Annotated in this window: 18 protein-coding genes; 2 read left to right on the forward strand and 16 right to left on the reverse strand. The window is 70.6% G+C overall.

What is annotated here, in order from left to right:
- Positions 1–3: 3 nt before the first annotated feature.
- From carB to pyrR, 6 genes are all read right to left on the reverse strand, one after another.
- Positions 4–3,312 (reverse strand): carbamoyl-phosphate synthase large subunit, encoded by a 3,309-nt coding sequence (carB, locus tag MKW14_RS16320; protein ID WP_240863272.1) that lies wholly within the window; start codon positions 3,310–3,312, stop codon positions 4–6.
- Entirely contained in the window at positions 3,305–4,447 is a 1,143-nt protein-coding gene (gene carA / locus MKW14_RS16325) for a glutamine-hydrolyzing carbamoyl-phosphate synthase small subunit (RefSeq protein WP_240863273.1), read from the reverse strand. The genes carB and carA overlap by 8 nt, the downstream gene beginning before the upstream one ends.
- Entirely contained in the window at positions 4,444–5,016 is a 573-nt protein-coding gene (locus tag MKW14_RS16330) for a PH-like domain-containing protein (RefSeq protein WP_240863274.1), read from the reverse strand. Before MKW14_RS16330 ends, carA begins: the two co-directional genes overlap by 4 nt.
- The gene (locus MKW14_RS16335) at positions 5,013–6,299 is read right to left on the reverse strand and encodes a dihydroorotase (protein ID WP_240863275.1); all 1,287 of its coding nucleotides are present in this window, start codon (positions 6,297–6,299) and stop codon (positions 5,013–5,015) included. Before MKW14_RS16335 ends, MKW14_RS16330 begins: the two co-directional genes overlap by 4 nt.
- Positions 6,300–6,304: 5 nt before the next feature.
- Positions 6,305–7,282, reverse strand: a complete 978-nt coding sequence (locus MKW14_RS16340; protein WP_240863276.1) for an aspartate carbamoyltransferase catalytic subunit — start codon at positions 7,280–7,282, stop codon at positions 6,305–6,307.
- 84 nt (positions 7,283–7,366) lie between these two features.
- Positions 7,367–7,933, reverse strand: a complete 567-nt coding sequence (pyrR, locus tag MKW14_RS16345) for a bifunctional pyr operon transcriptional regulator/uracil phosphoribosyltransferase PyrR (RefSeq protein ID WP_240863277.1) — start codon at positions 7,931–7,933, stop codon at positions 7,367–7,369.
- A 254-nt stretch (positions 7,934–8,187) separates the two neighbouring features.
- On the opposite strand from pyrR, the gene bldD reads away from it, so the two are divergent.
- Both bldD and MKW14_RS16355 read left to right on the forward strand, forming a co-directional pair.
- Positions 8,188–8,691, forward strand: a complete 504-nt coding sequence (gene bldD, locus MKW14_RS16350; protein ID WP_030166512.1) for a transcriptional regulator BldD — start codon at positions 8,188–8,190, stop codon at positions 8,689–8,691.
- A 228-nt stretch (positions 8,692–8,919) separates the two neighbouring features.
- A complete protein-coding gene (locus tag MKW14_RS16355; RefSeq protein WP_240863278.1) occupies positions 8,920–10,605 on the forward strand; it encodes an IS1182 family transposase in 1,686 nt (561 codons plus the stop codon).
- Positions 10,606–10,674: 69 nt separating this feature from the next.
- Here MKW14_RS16355 and nusB read toward each other — a convergent pair whose 3' ends face one another.
- The 10 genes from nusB to ruvX form a co-directional block, all read right to left on the reverse strand.
- A complete protein-coding gene (nusB, locus tag MKW14_RS16360) occupies positions 10,675–11,109 on the reverse strand; it encodes a transcription antitermination factor NusB (protein WP_240863279.1) in 435 nt (144 codons plus the stop codon).
- Between the two features lie 2 nt (positions 11,110–11,111).
- On the reverse strand, positions 11,112–11,678 hold the full coding sequence (efp, locus tag MKW14_RS16365) for an elongation factor P (protein ID WP_020117452.1): 567 nt from the start codon (positions 11,676–11,678) through the stop codon (positions 11,112–11,114).
- A gap of 49 nt (positions 11,679–11,727) precedes the next feature.
- Positions 11,728–12,825: an aminopeptidase P family protein gene (locus MKW14_RS16370; RefSeq protein WP_240863280.1), complete on the reverse strand. Its 1,098-nt coding sequence runs from the start codon at positions 12,823–12,825 to the stop codon at positions 11,728–11,730.
- Positions 12,826–12,915: 90 nt separating this feature from the next.
- The gene (locus MKW14_RS16375) at positions 12,916–13,773 is read right to left on the reverse strand and encodes a Pro-rich N-terminal domain-containing protein (RefSeq protein ID WP_240863281.1); all 858 of its coding nucleotides are present in this window, start codon (positions 13,771–13,773) and stop codon (positions 12,916–12,918) included.
- A 164-nt stretch (positions 13,774–13,937) separates the two neighbouring features.
- Entirely contained in the window at positions 13,938–15,029 is a 1,092-nt protein-coding gene (gene aroB, locus MKW14_RS16380; RefSeq protein WP_240863282.1) for a 3-dehydroquinate synthase, read from the reverse strand.
- Complete coding sequence (locus MKW14_RS16385) at positions 15,026–15,541, reverse strand: shikimate kinase (protein WP_240863283.1); 516 nt, start codon at positions 15,539–15,541, stop codon at positions 15,026–15,028. The genes aroB and MKW14_RS16385 overlap by 4 nt, the downstream gene beginning before the upstream one ends.
- On the reverse strand, positions 15,538–16,722 hold the full coding sequence (aroC, locus tag MKW14_RS16390) for a chorismate synthase (protein ID WP_240863284.1): 1,185 nt from the start codon (positions 16,720–16,722) through the stop codon (positions 15,538–15,540). Before aroC ends, MKW14_RS16385 begins: the two co-directional genes overlap by 4 nt.
- Positions 16,723–16,874: 152 nt before the next feature.
- Positions 16,875–17,690, reverse strand: coding sequence for a shikimate dehydrogenase (locus MKW14_RS16395; protein ID WP_240863285.1), 816 nt, complete (start codon positions 17,688–17,690; stop codon positions 16,875–16,877).
- Positions 17,690–19,345 carry an endolytic transglycosylase MltG gene (mltG, locus tag MKW14_RS16400; RefSeq protein WP_240863286.1) on the reverse strand — a complete coding sequence of 552 codons (1,656 nt, stop codon included), beginning with the start codon at positions 19,343–19,345 and terminating at the stop codon, positions 17,690–17,692. Before mltG ends, MKW14_RS16395 begins: the two co-directional genes overlap by 1 nt.
- Positions 19,346–19,474: 129 nt before the next feature.
- Positions 19,475–19,939 carry a Holliday junction resolvase RuvX gene (ruvX, locus tag MKW14_RS16405; protein ID WP_240863414.1) on the reverse strand — a complete coding sequence of 155 codons (465 nt, stop codon included), beginning with the start codon at positions 19,937–19,939 and terminating at the stop codon, positions 19,475–19,477.

Raw genomic sequence — 19,939 nt, forward strand, 5'->3', positions numbered from 1 at the left:
CTGCTAGTCGCGGGCCGCGGTCAGGTGCTCCGCGTGTTCCTGGAGCGAGCGGACGCCCACGTCACCGTGGTTGAGGGCGTCGATGCCCTGGACGGCCGCGGCGAGCGCCTGGACCGTCGTCAGGCACGGGACCGACCGCGCCACGGCCGCCGTACGGATCTCGTAGCCGTCGAGGCGGCCGCCGGTGCCGTACGGGGTGTTGACGATGAGGTCGACCTCGCCGTCGTGGATCAGCTGGACGATGGTCTTCTCGCCGTTCGGGCCGGTGCCCTCGGACTGCTTGCGCACGATGGTGGCGTTGATGCCGTTGCGCTTGAGGACCTCGGCCGTGCCCGAGGTGGCCAGCAGCTCGAAGCCGTGCGCCACCAGCTCGCGCGCCGGGAAGATCATCGAGCGCTTGTCGCGGTTGGCGACCGAGATGAACGCGCGGCCCTTGGTCGGCAGCGGGCCGTAGGCGCCGGCCTGCGACTTGGCGTAGGCCGTGCCGAAGACCGAGTCGATGCCCATGACCTCGCCGGTGGAGCGCATCTCCGGGCCGAGGACGGTGTCGACGCCGCGTCCCTGGATGTCCCGGAAGCGGGACCAGGGCATGACCGCCTCCTTGACGGAGATCGGCGCGTCCAGCGGGAGCTCGCCGCCGTCCCCGTTGGCCGGAAGCAGCCCCTCCGCGCGCAGTTCCGCGACGGTCGCGCCCAGGGAGATGCGGGCGGCGGCCTTGGCGAGCGGCACCGCGGTCGCCTTCGAGGTGAAGGGGACCGTGCGGGACGCGCGCGGGTTGGCCTCCAGGACGTACAGGATGTCGCCGGCCAGCGCGAACTGGATGTTGATCAGGCCACGCACGCCGACCCCACGGGCGATGGCCTCCGTCGAGGCCCGCAGCCGCTTGATGTCGAAGCCGCCCAGCGTGATCGGCGGCAGCGCGCACGCGGAGTCGCCGGAGTGGATCCCGGCCTCCTCGATGTGCTCCATGACGCCGCCGAGGTAGAGCTCCTCGCCGTCGTAGAGCGCGTCGACGTCGATCTCGATGGCGTCGTCGAGGAAGCGGTCGACCAGGACCGGCCGGGAGGGGCTGATCTCGGTCGACTCGGCGATGTAGGTCGACAGCCGGGTCTCGTCGTAGACGATCTCCATGCCACGCCCGCCGAGGACGTACGACGGCCGCACGAGGACCGGGTAGCCGATCTCGTCGGCGATCGCCTTGGCCTCGGAGAAGGTGGTGGCGGTGCCGTGCTTGGGAGCCGGCAGGCCCGCCTCGGCGAGCACACGCCCGAAGGCGCCGCGGTCCTCGGCTGCGTGGATCGCCTCCGGGGAGGTGCCCACGATGGGCACGCCGTTGTCCTTGAGGGCCTGCGAGAGGCCGAGCGGGGTCTGGCCGCCGAGCTGGACGACGACACCGGCAACGGGGCCGGCCTGCTGCTCGGCGTGGACGATCTCCAGCACGTCCTCGAGCGTCAGCGGCTCGAAGTACAGGCGGTCGGAGGTGTCGTAGTCCGTGGAGACGGTCTCCGGGTTGCAGTTGACCATCACGGTCTCGTACCCGGCGTCGCTCAGCGCGAAGGAGGCGTGGACGCAGGAGTAGTCGAACTCGATGCCCTGGCCGATGCGGTTCGGGCCGGAGCCCAGGATGATCACGGCCGGCTTCTCGCGCGGCGCGACCTCGCTCTCCTCGTCGTAGGAGGAGTAGAAGTACGGCGTCTTCGCCGCGAACTCGGCGGCGCAGGTGTCGACCGTCTTGTAGACCGGGCGGATGCCCAGCGCGTGCCGCACCTCGCGCACGACGTCCTCGCGAAGGCCCCGGATCTCGCCGATCTGCTGGTCGGAGAAGCCGTGCCGCTTGGCCTCGGCCAGCAGGTCGGGCGTGAGCTCCACGGCCTCGGCCAGTTCGTCGGCGATCTCCTTGATCAGGAAGAGCTGGTCGACGAACCAGGGGTCGATCTTCGTGTACTCGAAGACCTCCTCGGGCGTGGCGCCCGCGCGGATGGCCTGCATGACGGTGTTGATCCGGCCGTCGGTCGGACGGACCGCCTCCTCCAGCAGCGTCACCTTGTCGCCGGGCTCGCCGATGAAGGTGAACTGGCTGCCCTTCTTCTCCAGCGAGCGCAGCGCCTTCTGGAAGGCCTCGGTGAAGTTGCGGCCGATGGCCATGGCCTCGCCGACCGACTTCATGGTGGTGGTCAGCGTGGAGTCGGCCTGCGGGAACTTCTCGAAGGCGAACCGCGGGGCCTTGACAACGACGTAGTCGAGCGTGGGCTCGAAGGAGGCCGGGGTCTCCTGGGTGATGTCGTTCGGGATCTCGTCCAGGGTGTAGCCGACGGCGAGCTTGGCGGCGATCTTGGCGATCGGGAAGCCGGTCGCCTTGGAGGCGAGGGCCGAGGAGCGGGACACGCGCGGGTTCATCTCGATGACGATCACCCGGCCGTCCTCGGGGTTCACCGCGAACTGGATGTTGCAGCCGCCGGTGTCGACGCCGACCTCGCGGATCACGGCGATGCCGATGTCCCGCAGGATCTGGTACTCGCGGTCGGTGAGCGTCATCGCGGGCGCGACGGTGATGGAGTCGCCGGTGTGCACGCCCATGGGGTCGAAGTTCTCGATGGAGCAGACGACCACGACGTTGTCGTGCTTGTCGCGCATCAGCTCCAGCTCGTACTCCTTCCAGCCGAGGATGGACTCCTCCAGGAGCACCTCGGTGGTCGGGGAGAGGGTGAGGCCCTGGCCGGCGATGCGGCGCAGCTCCTCCTCGTCGTGCGCGAAGCCGGAGCCGGCGCCGCCCATGGTGAAGGAGGGGCGGACGACGACCGGGTAGCCGCCGAGGGTGTCGACGCCCGCGAGGACGTCCTCCATGGAGTGGCAGATGACCGAGCGGGCGGACTCGCCGTGCCCGATCTTCTGCCGGACGGCCTCGACGACCAGCTTGAACTGGTCGCGGTCCTCGCCCTTGTGGATCGCCTCGACGTTGGCGCCGATCAGCTCGACGCCGTACTTGGCCAGGACGCCGTTCTCGTCCAGCGAGATGGCCGTGTTGAGGGCCGTCTGGCCGCCCAGCGTGGGCAGGAGGGCGTCGGGCCGCTCCTTGGCGATGATCTTCTCGACGAACTCGGGGGTGATCGGCTCGACGTAGGTGGCGTCGGCGATCTCCGGGTCGGTCATGATCGTCGCCGGGTTGGAGTTCACCAGGATGACCCGCAGGCCCTCGGACCGCAGGACGCGGCACGCCTGGGTGCCGGAGTAGTCGAACTCGGCGGCCTGGCCGATGACGATCGGGCCGGAGCCGATGACCAGGACGGACTGGATATCGGTGCGCTTAGGCACGCTGGCCCTCCATCAGAGATACGAAGCGGTCGAACAGGTAGGCGGCGTCGTGCGGGCCGGCGGCCGCTTCGGGGTGGTACTGAACGCTGAAGGCAGGCTGGTCGAGCAGCTGCAGGCCCTCGACCACGTCGTCGTTGAGGCAGACGTGGGAGACCTCGGCCCGCCCGAACTTCGTCTCGCTGACCTTGTCGAGCGGCGCGTCCACGGCGAAGCCGTGGTTGTGCGCGGTGACCTCGACCTTGCCGGTCGTACGGTCCTGCACGGGCTGGTTGATGCCCCGGTGGCCGTACTTCAGCTTGTAGGTGCCGAAGCCGAGGGCGCGGCCCAGGATCTGGTTGCCGAAGCAGATGCCGAACAGCGGCGTCTTCCGCTCCAGGACGGCGGTCATCAGCTCGACCGGGCCGTCGGCGGTGGCCGGGTCGCCGGGGCCGTTGGAGAAGAACACACCGTCGGGGTTGACGGCGTAGACCTCGTCGGCGGTGGCCGTGGCGGGCAGGACGTGCACCTCGATGCCGCGCTCGGCCATGCGGTGCGGGGTCATGCCCTTGATGCCGAGGTCGATCGCGGCGACGGTGAACCTCTTCTCGCCGACCGCCGGGACGACGTACGCCTCCTGGGTGGCGACCTCCTCGTACAGCGAGGCGCCCTTCATGTGGGGCTGGGCCTGCACGCGCGCGAGGAGCTCGTCCTCGGCGGCGATCGCGTCCCCGGAGAAGATCCCGGCGCGCATGGAGCCGCGCTCGCGCAGATGGCGGGTCAGGGCGCGGGTGTCGATGCCGCTGATGCCGACGACGCCCTGGGCGACCAGCTCGTCGTCCAGGGAGCGTTTGGCGCGCCAGTTGGACGGCACGCGCGCGGGGTCGCGGACGACGTAGCCGGAGACCCAGATCCGCTTGGACTCGTCGTCCTCGTCGTTCCAGCCGGTGTTGCCGATCTGCGGGGCGGTCGCGACGACGATCTGGCGGTCGTACGACGGGTCGGTGAGGGTCTCCTGGTAGCCGGTCATGCCGGTCGAGAACACCGCCTCGCCGAAGGTCACCCCCACGGCCCCGTAGGCGCGGCCGCGGAAGGTCCGGCCGTCCTCCAGGACGAGTACGGCGGGAACCCGGGTGGCTCCCCTGGTGGAGGTTGTCATCGTGCGCCTTCCGTCTTGTTGATCATCTGGTTCAGGGTGCCGACCCACTCGGTGTGCTCGGCCGCGTGGTCCGAGCGGAACCCGGAGTCGATCAGCCGCTCGCCGTGCGCCCACGTCACCACGAGCAGCCCGCCCTCGGTCAGCACCTTGCCGGCGATGCCCTTGTCGAGCCGGGCCTCGCGCAGCTGCGCCAGCGGGACGAAGAAGTCGCTCGCGCCGGGGCGTACGACGTCCAGGCCCGCGTCCGTCAGGGTGAGCTCGACCCGGCTGCGGGTGCCGAGGCCGTGCGCCACGATGCGGTCGAGCCACTGACCTGCGGTCGTGGAGCCGTGGTAGCGACCGCTCATCGTCAGTCTCGCCTCGCCGGGGTCCTCCGGCGCGGTAGGCAGGTCCGGGATGTCTCCCTGGAGCGTGCCGCGCCACTTCCAGCCCTCGCGCATCAGCCAGTAGACGAGCGCGACGAAGAGGGCGAGGCCGACCAGCCAGCCGACCCGTGCGGCCCAGTCGGTGACCTGGGCCGACTTCTTCTCGGCGGCGAGTGAGGCGGCGAGCAGGGTTACTGGTGTCACGTGAGCTTCCCGTCGACGAGCGTGGCCTTGCCCCGGAGCCACGTGTGCGTCACACGGCCCGGCAGCTCACGCCCCTCGTACGGGGTGTTCCGGCTGCGCGAGGCGAAGCCCGCGGGGTCCACCGACCCACGGTATGCCGTGTCGACGAGCGTGAGGTTGGCGGGCTCACCAGCCGAGACGGGACGCCCGTGCCCCTGCGCCCGCCCGATCCGCGCGGGCTTGAAGGACATGCGCTCGGCGACCCCGGCCCAGTCCAGCAGGCCCGTCTCCACCATGGTCTCCTGCACCACTGACAACGCGGTCTCCAGGCCCACCATCCCCATGGCGGCCGCGGCCCACTCGCAGTCCTTGTCCTCGTGCGGGTGCGGGGCGTGGTCGGTGGCGACGATGTCGATCGTGCCGTCCGCCAGCGCCTCCCGCAGGGCCAGCACGTCGCGCTCGGTGCGCAGCGGCGGGTTGACCTTGTAGACCGGGTTGTAGGTGCGCACCAGCTCGTCCGTGAGGAGCAGGTGGTGCGGGGTGACCTCCGCGGTGACGTCGATGCCGCGGGACTTGGCCCAGCGGACGATCTCGACCGAGCCCGCGGTCGACAGGTGGCAGATGTGCACGCGGGAGCCGACGTGCTCGGCGAGCAGGACGTCCCGGGCGATGATCGACTCCTCGGCCACCGCGGGCCAGCCCCCGAGCCCCAGCTCGGCGGAGACGATCCCCTCGTTCATCTGGGCGCCCTCGGTCAGCCGCGGCTCCTGCGCGTGCTGGGCGACGACCCCGCCGAAGGCCTTCACGTACTCCAGGGCGCGGCGCATGATCACCGCGTCGTCGACGCACTTGCCGTCGTCGGAGAAGACGGTGACTCCCGCGGCCGACTCGTGCATGGCGCCCAGCTCGGCGAGCTTCCTGCCCTCCAGGCCGACGGTGACGGCGCCGATGGGCTGTACGTCGCAGTAGCCGTGCTCCTGGCCGAGCCGGTAGACCTGCTCGACGACGCCGGCGGTGTCGGCGACCGGGAAGGTGTTGGCCATGGCGAACACGGCCGTGTAGCCGCCGCTCGCTGCCGCGCGCGTGCCGGTCAGCACGGTCTCGGAGTCCTCGCGTCCCGGCTCGCGCAGATGCGTGTGCAGGTCGACGAGGCCGGGCAGCAGCACCTTGCCGTCGGCCTCGACGACCTCCGCCCCCTCGGCTGACAGCCCGCTGCCGACCGCCTCGATGACGGCACCGTCGATCAGGACGTCCTGTGACTCGCCGCCGAGCACCTTCGCGCCACGGATCAGGATCTTGCTCATCTGTCTTACTTCTCCTCGATACGGGCGTGGGTGACGGCGGGCTCGGCACCGCCGAGCAGCAGGTACAGGACGGCCATCCGGATGGAGACTCCGTTTGCGACCTGCTCGACGACGGTGCAGCGGTCGGAGTCGGCGACCTCGGCGGTGATCTCCATGCCGCGGACCATCGGACCGGGGTGCATCACGATGGCGTGCTCGGGCATCCGCGCCATGCGTTCGCCGTCGAGGCCGTAGCGGCGCGAGTACTCGCGCTCGGTCGGGAAGAAGGCCGCGTTCATGCGCTCGCGCTGGACCCGCAGCATCATCACCGCGTCGGACTTGGTGAGCGTGGAGTCGAGGTCGTACGACACCTCGCAGGGCCAGGTCTCGACGCCGACCGGCACCAGGGTGGGCGGGGCGACCACGGTGACCTCGGCGCCGAGCGTGTGCAGCAGGTCGACGTTGGAGCGGGCGACCCGGCTGTGCAGGACGTCGCCGACGATGGTGATGCGCCGGCCGGACAGGTCCTGCCCGAGCCCGGCGTCCCGGCCGACGAGCCGGCGGCGCATGGTGAACGCGTCCAGCAGGGCCTGGGTGGGGTGCTGGTGGGTGCCGTCCCCGGCGTTGATGACGGCGGCGTCGATCCAGCCGGAGTTGGCGAGGCGGTAGGGGGCGCCGGAGGCGCCGTGCCGGATGACCACGGCGTCGACGCCCATGGCCTCCAGGGTCTGGGCGGTGTCCTTCAGGGACTCGCCCTTGGAGACGCTGGAGCCCTTGGCGGAGAAGTTGATGACGTCCGCCGACAGGCGCTTCTCGGCGGCTTCGAAGGAGATACGCGTGCGCGTGGAGTCCTCGAAGAAGAGGTTGACGATCGTACGGCCGCGCAGGGTCGGCAGTTTCTTGATCGGCCGGTCCGCGACCCGGGCCATCTCCTCGGCGGTGTCGAGGATCAGGACGGCGTCGTCGCGGGTGAGGTCGGCGGCCGAGATGAGATGACGCTGCATCTGTCAGGCTCCGTAAGGCAGTTCAGGATTCGGGAGATTCCGGGCAGACCAGGGCACGCCGAAAGGACGCGTGCCGAGCGGCCGCTACTGGGTCTGCTTCGCGCCGAGCAGCACGGTGTCGCGACCGTCCTCCTCGGCGAGCTGGACCTTGACCGTCTCCCGCAGCGACGTGGGGAGGTTCTTGCCGACGTAGTCGGCGCGGATGGGCAGTTCACGGTGGCCCCGGTCGACCAGGACCGCCAGCTGCACCGCGCGCGGGCGCCCGACGTCGTTCAGTGCGTCGAGGGCGGCTCTGACGGTCCGGCCGGAGAAGAGCACGTCGTCGACGAGGACGACCAGCCTGCCGTCGATGCCGTCACCGGGGATCTCGGTGCGGGCCAGCGCACGCGGCGGATGCATGCGCAGGTCGTCGCGGTACATGGTGATGTCGAGCGAACCGCACGGGATCTTGCGGTCGGTGATCTCCTCGAGCTTCGCGGCGAGCCGCTGGGCGAGGAAGACGCCTCGGGTCGGAATGCCGAGCAGCACCACGTCGTCGGCGCCCTTGGCGCGCTCGACGATCTCGTGGGCGATGCGGGTCAGTACCCGCGCGATGTCGGGCCCTTCGAGAACGGGCCGGGCATCGGACGCCTGCGTGTCCTGCGTGTCCATACGAAACGGACCTCCTTCTCCGCCTCACGGGACGGACCTTAAAGGACGTCGGATTTGCGCCATCCACGGTAGCAGGCCCGCACGACACGCCTGATCACCCCCCTGGCCCAATCGGCCACCGCTACCACGGAAGAGTCGGTGTGGACCATTCGGCTTGACGCAGAAGAATCACGCTGCGTAACCTCACAGTGAGTTACCAGACGCGCGGCCGCGGAACCTCCGCAGCCGCGTCGACACAGTGTCCGGGGAGCTATATGTCCAGCGAATACGCCAAACAGCTCGGGGCCAAGCTCCGGGCCATCCGCACCCAGCAGGGCCTTTCCCTCCACGGTGTCGAGGAGAAGAGCCAGGGACGCTGGAAGGCGGTCGTGGTCGGTTCGTACGAGCGCGGTGACCGCGCGGTGACCGTACAGCGTCTTGCCGAACTGGCGGATTTCTATGGCGTTCCCGTTCAGGAGCTGCTGCCGGGCACCACGCCGGGCGGCGCGGCCGAGCCCCCGCCGAAGCTGGTCCTCGACCTGGAGCGGCTGGCCACCGTGCCGGCCGAGAAGGCGGGCCCCCTGCAGCGCTACGCCGCCACGATCCAGTCGCAGCGCGGTGACTACAACGGCAAGGTGCTCTCGATCCGCCAGGACGACCTGCGCACACTCGCCGTGATCTACGACCAGTCCCCCTCGGTCCTCACCGAGCAGCTGATCAGCTGGGGCGTGCTGGACGCCGACGCGCGGCGCGCGGTGGCCTCCCACGAGGAGGGCTGAGCCGCACGGCTCCTCAGCAGAAACGTGCCGCCGGGGTGGCCGGGACTTCATGGTTCCGGCCACCCCGTCGGCTTTCTCAGCCTCCCGGAGGCCGCTTCGGCCCCGGAATGCCAGGGGGCCCGCAGCAGTCACGGACGCTGTTGGTTAATTCGGGCCCTGGCGTGACGTCGGCCTTCAAGACCTGGTTGTGGTCTTGAAGGCCGACGTTGTCGTCTGGGGTGGGTGTCGATGTCTATGCAGCCGAAGGGGCCGGGGGAGATTCCGGCGGAGACGGTGCGGGTGGCGCGGGCCGCGTTCCCGAAGGGGAGCCCGGCGATCCGGGTCCGGGACGAGCTGGGTCCGCTGTTCACCGACGAGGAGTTCGCGGACCTGTTCCCTGCGCGGGGGAAGCCTGCCTGGTCACCGGGGCGCCTCGCGTTGGTGCTGGTGTTGCAGTTCGTCGAGGGGCTCACCGACCGGCAGGCCGCCGAGGCGGTGCGGGCGAGGATCGACTTCAAATACGCCCTCGCGTTAGAGCTGGCTGACCCGGGCTTCGACTTTTCGGTGCTGTCGGAGTTCCGGGACCGACTCGTCGAAGCGGAGGCGGGCAGGCGGGTGCTGGACGGCGTCCTGGCCGCGGCCCGGGAGAAGGGCCTGCTCAGGGCGGCCGGCCGGGCCCGCACCGACTCCACGCACGTGCTGTCTGCGGCCCGTCAGTTGTGCTGGCTGGAGATGGTCGCGGAGACGCTGCGCTCAGCGTTGAACACGGTGGCTGAACAGGCCCCCGAATGGCTGGCCGGCATCGCGGAGCCGGACTGGTTCAAGCACTACGCGACGAAGGCCGAGGACTCCCGGTTTCCCCAGGCCCGTGCCAGGCGGGACGAAGTGGGCCTGCGGATCGGCAGGGACGGGACGCGGCTGCTTGAGGCAGTCTTCGCCTCCGGCGCACCGCACGGTCTGCGGGCGCTGGACGAGGTGGAGATCCTTCGGCGGGTGTGGGTGCAGCACTTCCACCAGGTCGGCGGCGAGGTGGCACGGCGGGACCCAAAAGACCGGCCGCCGGGCGCGATGCGCCTGGTCACGCCCTATGACATCGAGGCCCGGGGCAGCGTCAAACGCGATACCTTCTGGGACGGCTACAAGGTCCACCTCACCGAGACCTGCGAGCCGAACACCCCGAACCTGATCACGAACGTGGCCACCACCGACGCCACCGTCCCCGACAACGTCATGAGCGAGGTGATCCACGCCGGGCTCGCTGTCCGCGACTGCCTGCCCAGCGAGCACTGGGTCGACGCCGGATACCCCACCGCCGCCGCTCTGGTGATCGCCCGCCACCGGCACGGCACCACCCTGCACGGCCCCGTCGCGGCCAACACCAGCGCACAGACCAGCACCGCGGGCGGCTACGACCAGGAAGCCTTCACCATCGACTGGGACCAGAAGAAGGTCACCTGCCCCGGCGGCGCCACGAACACCACCTGGAGCAACCGGCTCTCCCAGCAAGGGCTGCCCGTGATCCGGGTGCGGTTCTCCGTGCTGGACTGCCGGCCCTGTCCGGTGCGGCGCGAGTGCATCAACTCGGCCACTGCCGAACGCCGCGAACTACGGCTGCGACACCACGACGAACACCACGCGCTCCGCACGGCCAGGGCAGAACAGCAGACCGACGGCTGGAAAGAGCGCTACAAGATCCGGGCCGGCGTCGAGGGCACCATCTCCCAGGGCGTCGGGCGCTGCGGCCTGCGCAGATCCCGCTACCGCGGCCTCGCCAAGACCAGCCTCCAGCACCAGCTCACCGGCGCCGCCATCAACCTCGCCCGCATCGACGCACACCTCACCGGCACACCCAGGGCCCGCACACGCACCAGCCACTTCGCAGCACTTCGCCCCGCCGACCAAGCCGACGGGGCGAAGCAACAGGGCCCGAATTAACCAACAGCGTCCAGTCACGCTGCGGGCCCCCTGGCGATGCCGTACCTCTGTCACGCCTCTTCCAGGCTGTCACGCCTCTTCGCGGCGCAGTGAGGGCTTGAGCTCCTTGAGCCGGCCCAGCAGGCCGTTGACGAACGCCGGCGACTCGTCCGTGGAGAACTCCTTGGCGAGCTGCACCATCTCGTCGAGGACCACGGCGTCCGGGACCTCGTCGACCCAGATCAGCTCGTAGGCGCCCAGGCGCAGGATGTTGCGGTCCACGACCGGCATCCGGTCCAGCGTCCAGCCGACCGAGTACTGCGCGATCAGCTCGTCGATCCGCTTCGCGTGCTGGGCGTAGCCCTCGACCAGCTGCATCGTGTACTCGCTCACCGGCGGCTGCCGGGGGTCGTCCCGGGAGAGCCGGATCCAGTCCGCGAGAACCGTCAGGACGTCGACTCCGCGCTGGTCGCCCTCGAAGAGGATCTGGAAGGCGCGCTTGCGGGCCGTGTTGCGGGCGGCCACGGTTAGCTGTTCACCCGGCCGAGGTAGTCGCTGGTACGGGTGTCGACCTTGATCTTCTCACCGGTGGTGATGAAGAGCGGGACCTGGATCTGGTGGCCGGTCTCCAGGGTGGCGGGCTTGGTGCCGCCGGTGGAGCGGTCGCCCTGCAGGCCCGGCTCGGTCTCCTGGACGACGAGCTCGACGGCGGCCGGCAGCTCGACGAAGAGCACCTCGCCCTCGTGCTGCGCGACGGTGGCGGTGAAGCCCTCGATGAGGAAGTTGGCGGCGTCGCCGACAGCCTTGCGGTCGACCATCAGCTGGTCGTAGGTCTCCATGTCCATGAAGACGAAGTACTCGCCGTCCATGTACGAGAACTGCATGTCGCGCTTGTCGACAGTGGCCGTCTCGACCTTGACGCCGGCGTTGAAGGTCTTGTCGACGACCTTGCCCGAGAGCACGTTCTTGAGCTTGGTGCGCACGAATGCCGGGCCCTTGCCGGGCTTGACGTGCTGGAACTCGACGACGGACCAGAGCTGGCCGCCTTCGAGCTTGAGCACAAGGCCGTTCTTGAGGTCGTTCGTGGAAGCCACGGTTGCGGAATCTCCTGGACTGACGTGGACGACCCCGGCGCACGCACTCCTACAGCGCGAGCAGCTCCTTGGTCGTGATGGTGAGTAGCTCGGGTCCGCCGTCCGCCTCGGGGCGGACGACGAGCGTGTCATCGATCCGGACGCCGCCCCGGCCGGGGAGGTGGACCCCCGGTTCGACGGTGACCGGCACGCAAGCGTCCAGTTTACCCATGGCTGAAGGGGCCAGCTGCGGGTCCTCGTCGATTTCGAGTCCGACGCCGTGGCCGATCAGCGGTGGCAGGCCCTGGGTGTACCCCGCCGAGTCCAGCAGCTGCCGGGCCGCCCGGTCCACGTCACGGTGGGCGGCTCCCGGCGCCAGCGCCTCGCGTCCGGCGCGCTGAGCGGCGAAGACGAGGTCGTAGAGCTGGATCTGCCAGTCGGCGGGCGAGGTGCCGATGACGAAGGTGCGGCCGATCTCGCAGCGGTAGCCGCGGTAGGTCGCCCCGAGGCAGACGGAGAGGAAGTCGCCCTCCTCGACCCGGCGGTCAGTGGGGCGGTGGGCGCGGCGGCCGGCGTTGGGGCCGGTGGCGACGGAGGTGGGGAACGCGGGGCCGTCGGCGCCGTGGTCGACGAGACGGCGTTCCAGTTCGAGGGCGAGGTGGCGTTCGGTGCGGCCGACGAGGATGGACTCCAGGAGTTCGCCCAGGGCCTGGTCGGCGATCTCGGCGCCGATGCGGAGGCAGGAGATCTCCTCCTCGTCCTTGACGACCCTGAGCTGCTCGACCGCGCCGCCGATGTCGGCGAGGCGGAGCCCGGGTACGACCGAGCGGAGTTCGCGGTGGCGGGCGACGGTGAGGTGGTGTTCCTCCAGGGCGAGGGAGTCGAGGCCGTGCGCCGCCGCGAGATCGGCAGCGGCGACGGCGGGGTCGCCGGGGCCGGGGAGGGTGTGCAGGCGGAGGGCGTCGTCGGGACGGCCGTCGGCCGGGCCGTCCTCGTAGGGACGGACCAGGATGTCCTCGGTCCTGCCCAGCAGGAGCACGGCGCCCTGTGGGGCGGGGCCGGCGAGGTAGCGGACGTTGGCGGGGCGGGAGACGAGCGCTGCCGCGTTGCCGGCGGCGTTGCACTGCTCCCTTAGCCGGTTTCGGCGGATCGCGTACATCTCTGACATGAGATGAGCGTAGGAGCGGTGGGGGATTTGTGCCGGTTGGGAGGGTGCCGTTCGGGGGACGGGGTGCCGGTGAGGGGGGTCGTCCCCGCTCTACCAGCTCGGTGGGCTTGCGATCGAGCGGGACAGGACGTCGTCGAGGACCCGGGCCGTCTGGGGGATGTCCAGCTGGCTGTTGTCGATGATCGGCAGGCCCGAGCCGTACCAGCCCGCCATGCGGCCGTGTATGCGGGCCACCTCCTCGTCGGTGAGGCGGCGGTTGCCCGAGCGTTCCGCGTTGCGTTCCAGGACGATCTCGAGGCCGGGCAGCAGGACCACCGGCAGGAGACCGGGCCCCACGTGGCGCTTCCAGCCGCCGAGGCCGACCACCGGGCGGTCGGGGAAGACGGCGTCGTCGAGGATGCAGGAGATGCCGTTGGCGAGGAAGTTGCGGGCGGCGAAGCCGCAGGTGCGGCGGGCGAGCCGGTACTGGGCCTCGGAGTTGTCGTTCCACCCGGACTGGGGGTTGGCGAAGCCCGAGCGGACCCATTCGCGGACGTCGTCGAGGCTGATGTGGGCCGTGGGGACGCGCCGGTGGTCGGCCCAGTACTTGGCGACGCTGGTCTTGCCGGCGCCCGCGGGCCCGATCAGCAGCACGGCGAGCGTCGCGCCGGTGGGGTCGGGGGCCGTCGCCGTGGCGGGCGGGGCGCTGGGTACGGCGACCGGGGCACCGGGGGGCAGCGGCACATGGCCCGTGGTGTCCGGCGGCGGGGGCGCGTGGTGCGGGGCCGGGGGGACCGGGGCCGCGGGTGCTCCGGGGAAGCCCGGGGCGGGGGGTGGCGGAGGAACGGGGGCCGAGCCCTGGTGCGGGCCGGAGTGGCCCGGGTGCTGTGCGGCCGGTGGCCGTCCGGTGGCCGGTCCCTGCCCCGGCTGGTGGGGCGGCGGCAGCGGAGAACCCACTGCGTGCTGCATCCGGTGCCACTCCGTCTCGTCAGGCAAATTGGCGCTGGCAGCGGGGTGACACCCCGCTGCCTACCGAACGGTACCGTCCCCGGCCGCGGTTTGGTGAACGGCCGGGGGCGGTGTGAAGTGCCCTTATGGGCAAGGCACATCGGACGGATGGTGCGTGGGGAGACTTACTCGCCCACTTCGCCGTACGCGGCGAGCAGCACGGCCGGGTCGGGTCCCTCCAGGACCGTCGGCTTGGCGAGTCCGTCCAGGACGATGAAGCGCAGAAGGTCGCCGCGGGACTTCTTGTCGACCTTCATGGTCTCCAGCAACTTGGGCCACTGGTCGTAGCGGTAGTGGAGGGGAAGGCCGACGGATTCGAGGATCGTGCGGTGGCGGTCCGCCGTCGCGTCGTCCAACCGGCCCGCCAGACGGCCGAGTTCGGCGGCGAAGTGCATGCCGACCGCGACCGCGGCGCCGTGCCGCCACTTGTAGCGCTCGTTCTTCTCGATGGCGTGGCCCAGCGTGTGGCCGTAGTTGAGGATCTCGCGCAGGCCCGCTTCCTTCAGGTCCGAGGAGACCACCTCGGCCTTGACGCGGATCGAGCGTTCGACGAGCTCGGCGGTGTGCGGGCCGGCCGGGGTGCGGGCGGCCTCCGGGTCGGACTCGATGAGCTCCAGGATCACCGGGTCGGCGATGAAGCCCGCCTTGATGATCTCGGCGAGTCCGGAGACGTAGTCGTTGACCGGGAGGGAGTCGAGGGCCGCCAGGTCGCACAGGACACCGGCGGGCGGGTGGAAGGCGCCCACCAGGTTCTTGCCCTCGGCGGTGTTGATGCCGGTCTTGCCGCCGACGGCCGCGTCCACCATGGCCAGGACGGTGGTGGGGACGGCGATCCAGCGCACACCGCGCAGCCAGCTCGCGGCGACGAATCCGGCGAGGTCGGTGGTCGAGCCGCCGCCCACGCCGACGATGACGTCCGTGCGGGTGAACCCGGACTGCCCGAGCGCCTTCCAGCAGTAGGCGGCGACCTCGGCGGTCTTGGCCTCCTCCGCGTTGGGCACCTGGATGGCGACGGCCTCGTAGCCCTGCTCGGCCAGGTCGGCACGGAGCGCGTCACCGGTCTCGGCGAGCGCCTCGGGGTGGATCACGGCCACCCGCCTGGCCTTCTCCCCCACCAATCCGGCCAGCTCACCCAGCAGCTGACGGCCCACCAGAACCTCGTACGGGTCGCTGCCCGCGCTCCCGCCGACCTGGATCCGGGTGACTGCCTCGCTCATGCTTCCTTCAACTCCAGTGCGTCCAGGGCTGCTTGCGTGACTTCTTCGGGGGTGCGGCCGTCGGTGGCCACCACCGCCGTGGCGACCTCCTCGTACAGGTGCCGCCGGGCCTCCATCAGCTCACGCCACTGCTTGCGCGGGTTGATGGCGAGCAGCGGACGGGCCGCGTTCAGGCCGGTGCGCTTGACGGCCTCCTCGACGTCCATCGCCAGATAGACCACCCGCTGCCCGGACAGCAGGACGCGTGTGTCCGCGTCCAGGACCGACCCGCCGCCCAGCGCCAGCACCCCCTCGTGCTCGGCCAGCGCCCGAGCCACGGCCGCCTTCTCGATCGCCCGGAAGACCGGCTCACCCTCGTCGACGAAGATCTCCGCGATGCTGCGGCCCTGCTCCGCGACGATGTCGTCGTCCGTGTCCCGGTAGCCGACGCCGAGCCGCCCGGCGAGCAGCTGCCCGACGGTGGACTTGCCCACGCCCATCGGGCCGACCAGGACGACCAGCGGCCCGCTCATCGGATCTGCAGGTTGTCGAGGTAGGAGCGCACGTTGCGGCGGGTCTCGGCCACGCTGTCGCCGCCGAACTTCTCCGCCACCGCGTCCGCCAGGACCAGCGCCACCATGGCCTCGGCGACGATGCCCGCCGCCGGCACCGCCGACACGTCCGAGCGCTGGTGGTGCGCCTGCGTGGCCTCGCCCGTGGCCACGTCCACCGTCCGCAGGGCCCGCGGCACCGTCGCGATCGGCTTCATCGCCGCCCGCACGCGCAACAGCTCACCCGTCGACAGACCGCCCTCCGTGCCGCCCGAGCGGCCCGAGACGCGCCGGATGCCCTCGGGCGTGCCCACGATCTCGTCGTGCGCCTTGGAACCGGGCACCCGCGCCAGCTCGAACCCGTCACCGATCTCGACGCCCTTGATGGCCTGGATGCCCATGAGCGCACCGGCCAGCCGGGCGTCCAGCTTGCGGTCCCAGTGCACGTGCGAGCCCAGGCCCACCGGCACCCCGTAGGCCAGCACCTCGACCACACCGCCGAGGGTGTCGCCGTCCTTGTGGGCCTGGTCGACCTCCGCGACCATCGCCTTGGAGGTGTCCGCGTCCAGGCAGCGCAGCGGGTCCGCGTCCAGCTTCTCCACGTCCGCCGGGGTGGGGCAGGAGCCCTGCGGGGCCTTCACCGAGCACAGCTCGACGACATGGCTGACGATCTCGATGCCGGCCGTCTCCTTCAGGTACGACCGGGCCACCGCGCCCAGCGCCACCCGCGCCGCCGTCTCCCGCGCCGAGGCGCGCTCCAGGATCGGCCGCGCCTCGTCGAAGCCGTACTTCTGCATGCCCGCCAGGTCGGCGTGCCCGGGCCGGGGACGGGTCAGCGGGGCGTTGCGGGCCAGCCCGGCGAGCACCTCGGGGTCGATGGGGTCGGCCGCCATGACCTGCTCCCACTTGGGCCACTCCGTGTTGCCCACCATGACCGCGACCGGCGAGCCGAGGGTGAGACCGTGCCGCACACCGCCGAGGAAGGTGACCTCGTCCCGCTCGAACTTCATGCGCGCACCGCGTCCATAGCCGAGCCGGCGCCGGGCCAGGTGGTCCGCCACCATCTCCGTGGTGATCGGCACGCCGGCGGGAAGGCCCTCCAGCGTCGCCACGAGTGCGGGACCGTGGGACTCCCCCGCGGTCAGCCAGCGCAACCTGCTCAACGGTGCTCCTCAGTGCTCGCGCCCTGGTACTGCTGCGTACGCGCGTCCTCGCGTACGGCGACGGCGCGACCAGGTGCGCGGATCTGGCCCGCCACCTCCGATCCTCCCACGTCCCGGGGGCGACTCAGGTCCGAGTCCGGCAGACGGACAGATCAGGCCGGCCTGGCGGCCTCACGCATCGCGGCCAGCGGAGAGCGCGGGTCACCGGTGAACTGGTGGAACTGGAAGACGGCCTGGTGCACCAGCAGGTCGAGGCCGCTGAGCACCTGCCCGCCGCGGTCCCGACAGGCGGCGGCGAGCGGGGTGGGCCACGGCTCGTACAGGACGTCGAAGAGCGTGCCGACCCGGTCGGGAAGCAGTTCGGCGAGCTGGTCGGTGCCGCCGGCGGGCGTCGTCGAGATCACCAGGGGCGCCTCGAAGGCCCGTACCGCCTCGGCCCAGTCCGCGGGGCGGACCTGCACCCCGAGCCGGCTGCCCCACTGCCGCATCTCGTCCGCGCGCCGCTCGCTGCGGACGTACACGGTGACCTCGCCGCCGCACAGCCTCGCCAGGGCCGCGAGGGCCGAGGACGCGGTGGCCCCGGCGCCGAGGATGGCCGCCGACTCCACCTTCTCCACGCCCCGCTCCTCCAGGGCGGCGATCAGGCCCGGGATGTCGGTGTTGTCGCCGACCTTCCGCCCGTCCGGCCGGAGGACCACGGTGTTGACGGCCTCCACCGAGGCCGCCGTGTCGGTGATCTCGTCCAGCAGCTGAATGACCGCGCGCTTGAGCGGCATGGTCAGCGACAGCCCGGCCCACTCGGGGCCGAGCCCGCCGAGGAAACCGGGCAGCGCCGTCTCGTCGATCTCGAACCTGTCGTACGACCAGTCGTCCAGGCCCAGCGCCCGGTACGCCGCGGTGTGCAGCCGGGGCGAGAGCGAGTGGGCGATGGGCGAGCCGAGCACGGCCGCCCGGTGGGGTGCGGTCATCAGTTCTTTTTCCTCGACGCGTTGAACTCCTGGACCAGCCTGTCGTGCTCGGCCAGCGTCTTGGTGAACTTGCTGGTCTTGCCGTCCAGTGAGATGAAGTAGTACCAGCCGTCGTGCGTCGGGTCGAGCGCGCCCTTGATCGCCTCCTCGCCGGGGTTGTCGATCGGGCCGGGCGGCAGTCCCTTGACGTAGTACGTGTTGTACGGGTTGTTGTACTTGCGCAGCTCGGCGATGCTCAGGTCGATCTTGCTCTGGTTCTTGACGTAGTTGTACGTCGAGTCGAACTCCAGCGAGCCGTAGGTCTCGGGGTTGCCGGGCTTGAGGCGGTTGTAGACGACCTCGGCCATCTTGCGGAAGTCCTCGTGGCTCGTGCCCTCGGCCTGCACCAGGCTCGCCACGGTGAGCAGCTGCCAGGGACCGTCGAGCCCGAGGCTCTTGGCCTTGGTCTGCAGGCCCAGCTCCTCGTACTTGTCGTTGGCCCGGGTGACCATGTCCTTGAGGACTTCCTCGGGCTTCTGCCCCTTCGTGGCCGCATAGCTGGAGGGGTAGAGGAATCCTTCCAGCGGGTCCTTGAGGTTGGGGTGGTTCAGCGCCCAGGAGGGCAGGCCGAGCTTCTTGTAGTCGTTCTTGGCGACCTTGGCCGTCGTGCCGGCCGCCACGCCGAGACGGGCGTCGAGCAGCGCGTAGACCTGGGAGTTGCGCAGGCCCTCGCGGATGATCAGGTTGCTGCGGCTCTTCGGACTGAGCATCAGTTCGACCGCGCTCGCGGCCGACATGTGCTCCTGCATCGTGTAGACGCCGTCCTGGATCTTCTTGCCGTCGGGGTTCGACTGCTGCGCCGAGACGAACGCGTCGACGCTCTTGACGACGTCCTTCTCCTTGAGCTTCTGCCCGATCACATAGCCGCCGGCCCCCTTGGGGATGACCACGGTGACCTGCGTGCCGTCACCGGAACCCGCGTAGTCGGGGGACGGGCCGAAGCGGTTTTGGTAGAACTGGTAGCCGAAGTAGCCGACCGTGCCGACGCCTCCGCCGAAGATCAACACCAGGACGAGGCAGGCGCGTCCGCTGCGGCCCTTCTTCTTCGGCTTCTTGCCGCCCCTGCCCTTGCCGCCGTCGGAGGACTCGTCGTCCTCGTACTCCTCGTCGTCACCGCCCGCGAAGAAGGCGTGTTCGCCCTGGTCGGGACCGGGGTCCCAGTCGGTCTGCGGCGGTTCGGGCTCGGCCTGGCGGCGGCCCGGCGGCTCGGGCGGCGGGTAGGCGTCCTGGGTGCCGTAGTGGTCGGGCTGCTGGCCGCCGTACCCGGCGGACGCCTGCTGGGCGTAGGGGTCCTGGGGGTCCGTGTACTGGACATGCGTATGCGTGCCCTGGCCCCAGGCCTGCTGGTCGTACGACTGCTGCTGTCCCTGACCCGCGTAGTACTGCTGGTCGTACTGCTGGTACTGCTGCGCCTGACCGTAGTGGGCCTGCTGGCCCTCGCCCCAGCCGCCGTCGTAGTACTGCTGCTGCGGCTGCTCCGGATAATGCTGCGGCTGGCCGCCGTAGGGGGACTGCTGACCCGCGTGGGCCTGCTGTCCACCCCATCCGTCGTCCCCGTACAACGGGTCCTCCGGATGCCACGGTTCGGAGCCCTGGCCCCGGCCATACTCAGTCATCAAACCCCTAGAGCCGCGAGGCGGGGCGATCACGCGGCCCTCCTCGGGACCGCTCACCGTTCCGCCTCTTGCTGTGCACCGGCTGTTCGAATCAGCGGCGCAGTCGCGCGGAACGTTACCGTATCGCGATCAGATGACCACTTCGACGCCCTCGCCGGGTGCTTTACCTGACACCCGTTCGGATTCCAGGGCCTGCTGCAGGATAATCACAGCGGCTGCCTGGTCGATCACCGAGCGGCCCTTCTTGGCCTTCACCCCTGAGGCGCGCAGCCCCTGACTGGCCGTCACCGTGGTCATCCGCTCGTCGATCAGGCGGACCGGGACGGGCTTGATGCCCTTGGCCAGCTCCTGCGCGAAGGCCCGAACCTTTACCGCGGCCGGGCCCTCGCCCCCCTTGAGGGAGCGAGGGAGTCCCACGACGACCTCGATCGGCTCGTACTCCTCGACCAGCTGACGCAGCCGGCGGTGGGCCGCCGGGACGTCTCGGCCGGGGACCGTCTCCACCGGGGTGGCGAGGATCCCGTCGGGGTCGCAGGAGGCGACCCCGATCCGGGCGTCCCCGACGTCGACGGCGAGCCGTCGGCCTCTGCGCAT

This window comes from Streptomyces gilvus, from assembly GCF_022513565.1.
In the GTDB taxonomy this organism is placed as follows: Bacteria; Actinomycetota; Actinomycetes; order Streptomycetales; family Streptomycetaceae; genus Streptomyces; species Streptomyces gilvus.

What these genes read in the sequence shown, in the direction of transcription:
- carA (WP_240863273.1), bottom strand. Translation starts at nt 4,447, where the DNA reads ATGACAACCTCCACCAGGGGAGCCACCCGGGTTCCCGCCGTACTCGTC.
- MKW14_RS16335 (WP_240863275.1), bottom strand. Translation starts at nt 6,299, where the DNA reads ATGAGCAAGATCCTGATCCGTGGCGCGAAGGTGCTCGGCGGCGAGTCA.
- MKW14_RS16340 (WP_240863276.1), bottom strand. Translation starts at nt 7,282, where the DNA reads ATGCAGCGTCATCTCATCTCGGCCGCCGACCTCACCCGCGACGACGCC.
- pyrR (WP_240863277.1), bottom strand. Translation starts at nt 7,933, where the DNA reads ATGGACACGCAGGACACGCAGGCGTCCGATGCCCGGCCCGTTCTCGAA.
- bldD (WP_030166512.1), top strand. Translation starts at nt 8,188, where the DNA reads ATGTCCAGCGAATACGCCAAACAGCTCGGGGCCAAGCTCCGGGCCATC.
- MKW14_RS16355 (WP_240863278.1), top strand. Translation starts at nt 8,920, where the DNA reads ATGTCTATGCAGCCGAAGGGGCCGGGGGAGATTCCGGCGGAGACGGTG.
- MKW14_RS16370 (WP_240863280.1), bottom strand. Translation starts at nt 12,825, where the DNA reads ATGTCAGAGATGTACGCGATCCGCCGAAACCGGCTAAGGGAGCAGTGC.
- MKW14_RS16375 (WP_240863281.1), bottom strand. Translation starts at nt 13,773, where the DNA reads ATGCAGCACGCAGTGGGTTCTCCGCTGCCGCCGCCCCACCAGCCGGGG.
- aroB (WP_240863282.1), bottom strand. Translation starts at nt 15,029, where the DNA reads ATGAGCGAGGCAGTCACCCGGATCCAGGTCGGCGGGAGCGCGGGCAGC.
- MKW14_RS16385 (WP_240863283.1), bottom strand. Translation starts at nt 15,541, where the DNA reads ATGAGCGGGCCGCTGGTCGTCCTGGTCGGCCCGATGGGCGTGGGCAAG.
- MKW14_RS16395 (WP_240863285.1), bottom strand. Translation starts at nt 17,690, where the DNA reads ATGACCGCACCCCACCGGGCGGCCGTGCTCGGCTCGCCCATCGCCCAC.
- mltG (WP_240863286.1), bottom strand. Translation starts at nt 19,345, where the DNA reads ATGACTGAGTATGGCCGGGGCCAGGGCTCCGAACCGTGGCATCCGGAG.
- ruvX (WP_240863414.1), bottom strand. Translation starts at nt 19,939, where the DNA reads ATGCGCAGAGGCCGACGGCTCGCCGTCGACGTCGGGGACGCCCGGATC.